The sequence below is a fragment of the Terrisporobacter mayombei genome, assembly GCF_020748465.1.
GTDB lineage: Bacteria > Bacillota > Clostridia > Peptostreptococcales > Peptostreptococcaceae > Terrisporobacter > Terrisporobacter mayombei.
Genome location: NZ_JAHZMP010000020.1, coordinates 1 through 2,068 on the forward strand (window position 1 = coordinate 1; position 2,068 = coordinate 2,068).

The following is a 2,068-nucleotide window of genomic DNA, read 5'->3' on the forward strand; positions in this document are numbered from 1 at the left end:
ATAAAAAAGTTGTCCATCGCTCAGACTAATCATTATCTGAATATCTGGCTTGGTTTGTTTGTTGTTTCAGTTTAATTCTTAAAGAATTAATTTATTGTTAACCTACTGTTTAATTTTCAAAGTTCTTATGGTGCCCAGAGGCGGAATCGAACCACCGACACGGGGATTTTCAGTCCCCTGCTCTACCGACTGAGCTATCTGGGCAAATGGTGGGCCTAGCTGGACTCGAACCAGCGACCTCACGCTTATCAGGCGTGCGCTCTAACCACCTGAGCTATAGGCCCTAATTTTGGTCGAGGTGAAGGGACTCGAACCCCCGGCCCCATGGTCCCAAACCAAGTGCGCTACCAAACTGCGCTACACCTCGAAGTATAAATTAGTAAAATACTCTTTTAAATTTTTCTGGCAGGGGTGGAGGGACTCGAACCCCCGGCGCACGGTTTTGGAGACCGACGCTCTACCAACTGAGCTACACCCCTATATTAAGTATGGTGGACCATCAGGGACTCGAACCCCAGACCTACCGGTTATGAGCCGGGCGCTCTAACCAACTGAGCTAATGGTCCATATTATTCTGGTCGAGGTGAAGGGACTCGAACCCCCGGCCCCATGGTCCCAAACCAAGTGCGCTACCAAACTGCGCTACACCTCGTAAAAATTGGCGGAGAAGGAGGGATTCGAACCCTCGCACCGGTTTAATCCAGCCTAATCCCTTAGCAGGGGATCCTCTTGAGCCACTTGAGTACTTCTCCATTTTTTTTGGCGGAGAGGGTGGGATTCGAACCCACGGTGCCGTTAAGCATCACTGGTTTTCAAGACCAGCTCCTTAAACCACTCGGACACCTCTCCATTTTTTAGTGGTGACCCATCGGAGATTCGAACTCCGGACACCTTGATTAAAAGTCAAGTGCTCTACCGACTGAGCTAATGAGTCATATTTGTATGGCTGGGGATGCAGGACTCGAACCTACGCATGCATGAGTCAAAGTCATGTGCCTTACCGACTTGGCTAATCCCCAGTATATATGGTGAGCGCACAGGGATTCGAACCCCGGACACACGCCTTAGAAGGGCGTTGCTCTATCCAACTGAGCTATGCACCCATATTTTAAATGGAGCGGGTGAAGGGGATCGAACCCTCACAGCCGGCTTGGAAGGCCGGAACTCTACCATTGAGCTACACCCGCATATATTTCTTTGGTGGAGGATGGTGGATTCGAACCACCGAAAGCATCGCTAACAGATTTACAGTCTGCCCCCTTTGGCCGCTCGGGAAATCCTCCTAAGAATATTGGAGCTGGTGATAGGAATTGAACCTACAACCTGCTGATTACAAGTCAGCTGCTCTACCGTTGAGCCACACCAGCATAGTGTTAAATATTTATGGCGACCTGGAAGGGGCTCGAACCCTCGACCTCCAGCGTGACAGGCTGGCATTCTAACCAACTGAACTACCAGGCCGCATTTATATATTTTAATGGTGGGACCAACAGGGCTCGAACCTGTGACCCCCTGCTTGTAAGGCAGGTGCTCTCCCAGCTGAGCTATGGTCCCATAATGGTGACTCATAGGGGAATCGAACCCCTGTTACCGCCGTGAAAGGGCGGTGTCTTAACCGCTTGACCAATGAGCCATATTATTTAAATTTTGTTCTTTGGCTCCAAGGGAGGGACTCGAACCCTCAACCTATCGGTTAACAGCCGAGTGCTCCACCGTTGAGCTACCTTGGAACATTACGTGGCTACGTGCTACTCTCCCAGGGAGTCGCCCCCAAGTACCATCGCCGCTCAAGAGCTTAACTTCTGTGTTCGGAATGGGAACAGGTGTATCCTCTTTGCTATAATAACCACATAATTTTAACTGTTTCGTTAGACAAGTATTATAATAACATTTGTGTATATAATTGTCAACTTTTTTGCTACATTTTTTGAAAATTTTTAATACTTTCAAAACTGCTAACATTTAATGTTTCCATTATATTTATTGGTCAAGTCCTCGACCTATTAGTATCAGTAAGCTACATATGTTACCACACTTCCACCTCTGACCTATCAACCATGTAGTCTTC

At 48.0% G+C, this 2,068-nt stretch carries 18 tRNA genes and 2 rRNA genes; all 20 read right to left on the reverse strand.

Annotated elements, in window-relative coordinates:
- Positions 1-128: 128 nt before the first annotated feature.
- Positions 129-204, reverse strand: a tRNA-Phe gene (locus K0039_RS19790).
- A 3-nt stretch (positions 205-207) separates the two neighbouring features.
- A tRNA-Ile gene (locus K0039_RS19795) sits at positions 208-284 on the reverse strand.
- A gap of 6 nt (positions 285-290) precedes the next feature.
- Positions 291-367, reverse strand: a tRNA-Pro gene (locus K0039_RS19800).
- 36 nt (positions 368-403) lie between these two features.
- A tRNA-Trp gene (locus tag K0039_RS19805) sits at positions 404-479 on the reverse strand.
- A gap of 10 nt (positions 480-489) precedes the next feature.
- Positions 490-566, reverse strand: a tRNA-Ile gene (locus K0039_RS19810).
- Positions 567-575: 9 nt separating this feature from the next.
- Positions 576-652 (reverse strand) — tRNA-Pro (locus tag K0039_RS19815).
- 7 nt (positions 653-659) lie between these two features.
- Positions 660-752: transfer RNA gene (locus K0039_RS19820), tRNA-Ser, on the reverse strand.
- A gap of 8 nt (positions 753-760) precedes the next feature.
- Positions 761-849: transfer RNA gene (locus K0039_RS19825), tRNA-Ser, on the reverse strand.
- A 9-nt stretch (positions 850-858) separates the two neighbouring features.
- Positions 859-934, reverse strand: a tRNA-Lys gene (locus tag K0039_RS19830).
- Between the two features lie 9 nt (positions 935-943).
- Positions 944-1,019, reverse strand: a tRNA-Gln gene (locus K0039_RS19835).
- A gap of 7 nt (positions 1,020-1,026) precedes the next feature.
- Positions 1,027-1,103: transfer RNA gene (locus K0039_RS19840), tRNA-Arg, on the reverse strand.
- A 10-nt stretch (positions 1,104-1,113) separates the two neighbouring features.
- Positions 1,114-1,187, reverse strand: a tRNA-Gly gene (locus K0039_RS19845).
- Positions 1,188-1,198: 11 nt separating this feature from the next.
- A tRNA-Tyr gene (locus K0039_RS19850) sits at positions 1,199-1,283 on the reverse strand.
- 9 nt (positions 1,284-1,292) lie between these two features.
- A tRNA-Thr gene (locus K0039_RS19855) sits at positions 1,293-1,367 on the reverse strand.
- Positions 1,368-1,384: 17 nt separating this feature from the next.
- Positions 1,385-1,461, reverse strand: a tRNA-Asp gene (locus K0039_RS19860).
- Positions 1,462-1,478: 17 nt separating this feature from the next.
- Positions 1,479-1,554: transfer RNA gene (locus K0039_RS19865), tRNA-Val, on the reverse strand.
- A gap of 4 nt (positions 1,555-1,558) precedes the next feature.
- A tRNA-Glu gene (locus K0039_RS19870) sits at positions 1,559-1,633 on the reverse strand.
- 22 nt (positions 1,634-1,655) lie between these two features.
- A tRNA-Asn gene (locus K0039_RS19875) sits at positions 1,656-1,730 on the reverse strand.
- Positions 1,731-1,735: 5 nt separating this feature from the next.
- Positions 1,736-1,851, reverse strand: a 5S ribosomal RNA gene (gene rrf / locus K0039_RS19880).
- Positions 1,852-1,983: 132 nt separating this feature from the next.
- Positions 1,984-2,068, reverse strand: a 23S ribosomal RNA gene (locus K0039_RS19885); the annotation flags it as partial.